Genomic DNA, 5,136 nt, shown 5'->3' on the forward strand with positions numbered 1-5,136 from the left:
CAGAGCCGAACTCGATGGCAAATTATAAAATTTCGCCGCAATTTAAAATTTACTTGTTTAAATGCGCCGCGAGCGCGCTTGGCCAAACAAACAGCGCTATGACCCAAGACATCACTCGCGGCGTACCCGCCCAAAACGCCGCAAGCATCGCCGAGGAGAGGATGCTGCTGCCGTATTGCAACGAGCCGATGAGCGCAGCGGCCGAGCCTTTCATCTCCTGCGGCACGCTATCAAGAGCGGCGGCATTGGAGCAAGAAGCGATGATGCCGTTCATGCTAAAAACGAAAAACACCGGGATTATCACGCCAAGAACGCCGCCCGTTTTGAAAAACGCAAACGCAAACAGCACGCTGGCAGCAAGCGCGGCAACGAGAGTGGAGATTATGAGTAGGCGGTTTAGCACATAGCGCTTTACTAGCTTTTTGTTTACGAAATTTAGCGCCATGACGCCCACGATGTTTATGCCGAATAAAAATCCGTAGTATTTGTTAGGAATGCCGAAATAATCGATATATACAAAGGATGAGCCCGTGATAAAGGCATAGGCGGCTACATAGAAAAACGTCACGCTAAGAGTGTAGCGCATAAATTTGGCGTCTTGCAATAATCTTAGATAGTTTATAAAAGACGATATGGTGGGCTTTGTGGGGCGCTTTTGCGGCGGCAAGGTCTCTGGCAGAGAAAAAATCATCACAAACATAACCGCACTAGCTAGCGCCATCAGCCAAAATATCCCGTGCCAAGAGCCAAACTCCAGTATCGCGCCGCCCAATAACGAACCCACTATCGGCGCTATCGCCATGATAATAACTAGCGTAGAGAGCATCTGTGCGGCCTGCGAGCTACCGAAAAGATCGCTAATCATCGCCCTGCTTAGCATCGGTCCTACGCACGCGCCCACGGCCTGAAACACGCGCCATAATACGACACTAGCCATAGTGTCCGACATCGCGCATCCTACTGATCCGATCGCAAAGAGCGCCATACCGATAAAAAGCGGGATTTTACGCTAGGTTCTATCGCTGATAGGCCCCCATACGAGCTGCGCTATAGCAAAGCCGATCAAAAAGCCCGTTATCGTGAGCTCCGCATCGCCATGCAACTGTCGCTCCATCGTAGGCATAGCAGGTAGATATACATCCGTGGATAGCGATGTGCACGCCATAAGTGCGCTTGGCACGACTAAAAAATAGTGAAGTTTTTGAGGAGTTCAAATTTTTCCTTTTGTTGTTATTTGAGTGAGCGCAGGGTTTGCGCGACTAGATTTAAATTTGCCCAAATTTACCGCGTAAATTTTGTGTAATTATAGCTAAAATTTAAATGCCTTTCAGTACAGAAGCTTGGAGTAAATTTAATGTAAAATTTTTGGCATAAATTTAAATACAAGCGGGGTAAAAATTCTACTTAGTTTTGCTTGGGGTTTTTCAAGAAACTTTAATCAAGGTAGACTAAATTTTGCGACAAACTATGTAACCGAACAAATTTAAATACAAGATTATAAGGTACAGTATCTTTCGCTTAAGCAATACTCCCTCATTTTTTCATAAAAAATTTCTCATTTTTAACCTTACTTCGTAAACACAAAGCAGCAAGGCAATATTGCTAAATTTTCTTACAAAATTTGAGTTTTTAAATATTTTTTAAAAAAATATTTTGATAGAATAGAGCAGAAAACATAAGGATTGCACATGAAAGTAAATATAGCTCAGGCCATTAAGAGAATCAAGAAAAGTCCAGATTTTTTTAGACCGCTTTACGAAAGCATTATAAACTCAATACAGGCTGACGCCGATATTATAAAAATAAAATTTCAGCTAGAAGAGCATGGCGGCGAAGGATCCATTTATAATATCGTCAGCTATAGTATCGAAGATAATGGGCATGGGTTCACCGACGAAGATGCGGACGCCTTTTTAACATTGTATACTGAAAGAAATGCCGACAAGGGAGCTCTTGGTAGCGGAAGAATATTATGTTTAAAAGTATTTGACGATATATTCATAACAAGTCAAACTAAAAACAACGGGCAAGAACTCGGGAAAGAAACAAAAATAAATTTTAACGTTAATTTTAATTATAATTCAATAGATGAACTTACTAGAGAAGAAAAAAGTAGCGATAAAAGTTATACTATAACAGAGTACAAAAATTTAAAATAGGCTTATCAAAACAAAGAATTTAACTTAGACCAAATAAAAGAAAATATTTTTACAGAACTGCTTCCGTTATTTATAGAGTACAGCACGAATGATAAAAATTTGACTATTTTTATAGATGATCAGGAGTGGATAAACAAAAAGCTCATAAGCAGCAAGATGCTATCCTATAATTTTCAAGAAAAAGTATTTAGCGTTTCTTCTAACGATAGTAGTATAACAAAGGTTTTTAAGCTTTATTACAGAATAGAAAATGATGATGCAAGAAAAAATATGCAATTTTATGCAGCCGCCTATAGAAAAATTAAAGATTTCCCGAATGATACTAAAGTTAGTGATGATTTACCGGGCAGACCTTCTATTATTTTTTGTTTGACTTCTGATTATTTTAAAGAAATAGTTGACGACTCCAGAGAAGATTTTATAGTTTTTTTTAATCAAAATAATCCAACAGAAGAAGCGCCTATTACTATGCCGTCTATAAATTTGAAATTACGAGAGACAATTAGAGCTATAATTGTAGATAAATTTCCTAATATAATGGATAATTTTAATTTAAAAAAAGAAGAAGTTATTAATCAAAATCCTTATTTGGCTAGGTATGTAAAAGATATGGATGATTTTACTAAAAGTATAGATGATATAAAAAAAGATGCTGAAAAATTATTTGAAAATTCATCCAAAAAAGTTAAAGAGGAAGTTAAAAAATTTTCTGAAAATATTTTAAAAACAAGAAATTTTCAAAAAGATAAATATATAGAAATAACAAAAGATTTTACAGAAACTGGGCAAGAGCAACTGGCACACTACTTTGCCTATCGTCAGGTGATTATAGAGATGCTTAAGAATATTTATCAAACAAATACAAGCAAAGATTCAGAGAAACTTTTTTCTGAGGGCGACATACATGACCTAATAATGCCTAGGAAAACAAGTAATTACAATAATATGGAAAATATTGCACAAAATAATTTTTGGTTATTCGATGATAAATTTATGACTTTTAACTTTGCCGCAAGCGACAATACTATGGAAAAAATTAGAGAAGAATTAGCTACGGATTTAGGAGAAGTACCACAAGGGTATGAACTAGATAGACCAGATTTGCTTATTTTATATTCAGACGATGAAGCATCAATTGACTCAAAAGATGTGGTAATTATAGAATTAAAAAGGATAGGCTTAAATGAATATGACAGAAGCAAGGCCTTGGATCAATTGGCAACATATGCTGATGTTTTTAGAAAAATTATGGTCAATCAAATAAAAGACGTTTTTGTATATTCGTTTTTTGAATTTGATACAAAATTTGAAGATTTATTACGAAGAAGAGGCTACCAACCTAATATACTAAGCGGCGGGGAACATAGATTACATTATTACTATTCATATATTCCCTGGGTCCAAGCCTATATAAACGTATTATCTTTTGATAGTGTTGTTTTTACAGCAGATAAGAGGAATAGACTCTTCCTGGACATATTAACTGGAAATATAAGAAATTCGTAAAAAGGTTGTTTATTGAACTATATAGGTGCCAAGACTAAACTCCTGCCGTTCATCAAAAAAATAATATTAGAAAATATAGATGACAACTGTAGGATATTTTGCGATATATTCTCTGGAACAGGTGTGGTTGGTTTAAATTTTAAGAAATTAGGTTTTAAGATAATAGCCAATGATTTACAATATTATTCATATGTTTTAAATAGACATTTTATAGGAAATCATAAAAAGCCAGAGTTCAAAGAATTAGTAAAATTTTTAAAAATAAGAGATAAAAATAATATTCTAAAAGAAGTATTTCGTTTTTTTAATACTTTACAACCGATTCATGGCTTTATTGCAGAAAATTATTCACCAGCTGGCAAGGATGGCAGAATGTACTTTACAGAACAAAATGCGAAAAAGTGTGATGCAATAAGAACCAAAATAGAGTTTTTTAAAAAAAACAAAGTAATCACAATTGATGAATATTTTTTTCTTATCTCATCCTTATTAGAAAGCATAGATAAGTATTCTAATTCGGTTTCAGTATATGGAGCATATTTAAAAAAATTTAAAAAGGCAGCTTTATTAGAATTTTATTTTAGGCCAAGCAAGCTATATATTAACCACCAAGAACACGAAATATATAATCAAGATGCAAACGATTTAATAAAAAGAATTAGCACAGACGTGCTCTATCTAGACCCTCCGTATAATCGCAGACAATACTATACAAATTATCATATACTAGAAACAATTGCCAAATATGATAATCCAGTGATTTATGGAAAAACTGGATTGCGACTAGAAAATGACAAAAGATCAAAATATTGTCTTGTAAATACAGCATATAATGAATTTAAAAATTTGATTGAAAATGCTAATTCAAAATATATATTTATGAGCTACAATAACGAAGGAATAATACCTATACAAGCAATAAGGGGAGTTTTTGAAAAAAAAGGAAAGCTAAAAGAATTTACTATTTCTTATTCTAGGTATAAATCCGACTCCAAAAGAAAATATTCATCTAATAAAACAGTAGAGTATCTATTTTGCTGTACTTGCAATACATACTGCATCTAGTATTATTAAAAATTTTTCACAAAATTAGAGTTTGTGGCTAAATTTTACCTTGCGAATGAGGCGGGCTATATGTCCCGTCGCAGTGAAGCAAGGTAAAATTTAACAAAGTATAGCGGAAAAAGACAAGCCTAAATTTAGACTTCATACCTCTCGCCCGGTTTCATTTCTATCATCTCCCACGGCAAGCCCTGCTTATTTAGCTCGTCCATGAAAGGCTTGGCGTCGAAATTTTCCATATTAAAGACACCTTTGCCGCTCCAGATGCCCTTTGCCACCATCATCGAGCCGATCATCGCAGGCACGCCCGTCGTGTAGCTCACGGCCTGCGCGCCCGTTTCGGCATAGCAAGCTTCGTGGTCGCAGACGTTGTAGATATAGACCTGGCGCTCTTTGCCGTCTTTGAGCC

Annotated in this window: 6 protein-coding genes; 3 read left to right on the top strand and 3 right to left on the bottom strand. The window is 35.4% G+C overall.

Going from position 1 to position 5,136, the window contains the following annotated elements:
* Positions 1 to 49: 49 nt before the first annotated feature.
* Positions 50 to 949, bottom strand: coding sequence for an MFS transporter (locus Q0140_RS11120; RefSeq protein WP_297964585.1), 900 nt, complete (start codon positions 947 to 949; stop codon positions 50 to 52).
* Positions 950 to 1,009: 60 nt separating this feature from the next.
* Positions 1,010 to 1,165, bottom strand: coding sequence for a hypothetical protein (locus tag Q0140_RS11125; RefSeq protein ID WP_297964587.1), 156 nt, complete (start codon positions 1,163 to 1,165; stop codon positions 1,010 to 1,012).
* A 523-nt stretch (positions 1,166 to 1,688) separates the two neighbouring features.
* On the opposite strand from Q0140_RS11125, the gene Q0140_RS11130 reads away from it, so the two are divergent.
* The 3 genes from Q0140_RS11130 (at position 1,689) to Q0140_RS11140 (ending at position 4,730) form a co-directional block, all read left to right on the top strand.
* A complete protein-coding gene (locus Q0140_RS11130; protein ID WP_297964589.1) occupies positions 1,689 to 2,159 on the top strand; it encodes an ATP-binding protein in 471 nt (156 codons plus the stop codon).
* A 156-nt stretch (positions 2,160 to 2,315) separates the two neighbouring features.
* Positions 2,316 to 3,665, top strand: coding sequence for a hypothetical protein (locus Q0140_RS11135; RefSeq protein WP_297964591.1), 1,350 nt, complete (start codon positions 2,316 to 2,318; stop codon positions 3,663 to 3,665).
* 12 nt (positions 3,666 to 3,677) lie between these two features.
* Positions 3,678 to 4,730 (top strand): DNA adenine methylase, encoded by a 1,053-nt coding sequence (locus Q0140_RS11140; protein WP_297964592.1) that lies wholly within the window; start codon positions 3,678 to 3,680, stop codon positions 4,728 to 4,730.
* 134 nt (positions 4,731 to 4,864) lie between these two features.
* Here Q0140_RS11140 and Q0140_RS11145 read toward each other — a convergent pair.
* Positions 4,865 to 5,136 (bottom strand): saccharopine dehydrogenase C-terminal domain-containing protein (locus tag Q0140_RS11145; protein WP_297964594.1); only part of this gene is annotated, 272 nt, incomplete at its 5' end.

The sequence above is a fragment of the uncultured Campylobacter sp. genome, assembly GCF_938045405.1.
In the GTDB taxonomy this organism is placed as follows: Bacteria; Campylobacterota; Campylobacteria; order Campylobacterales; family Campylobacteraceae; genus Campylobacter_B.

Excerpts from the sequence above, each read along its gene's own strand:
- Q0140_RS11135 (WP_297964591.1), top strand. The coding sequence starts at position 2,316 with ATGCTATCCTATAATTTTCAAGAAAAAGTATTTAGCGTTTCTTCTAAC.
- Q0140_RS11125 (WP_297964587.1), bottom strand. The coding sequence starts at position 1,165 with ATGGCGTGCACATCGCTATCCACGGATGTATATCTACCTGCTATGCCT.
- Q0140_RS11120 (WP_297964585.1), bottom strand. The coding sequence starts at position 949 with ATGTCGGACACTATGGCTAGTGTCGTATTATGGCGCGTGTTTCAGGCC.
- Q0140_RS11130 (WP_297964589.1), top strand. The coding sequence starts at position 1,689 with ATGAAAGTAAATATAGCTCAGGCCATTAAGAGAATCAAGAAAAGTCCA.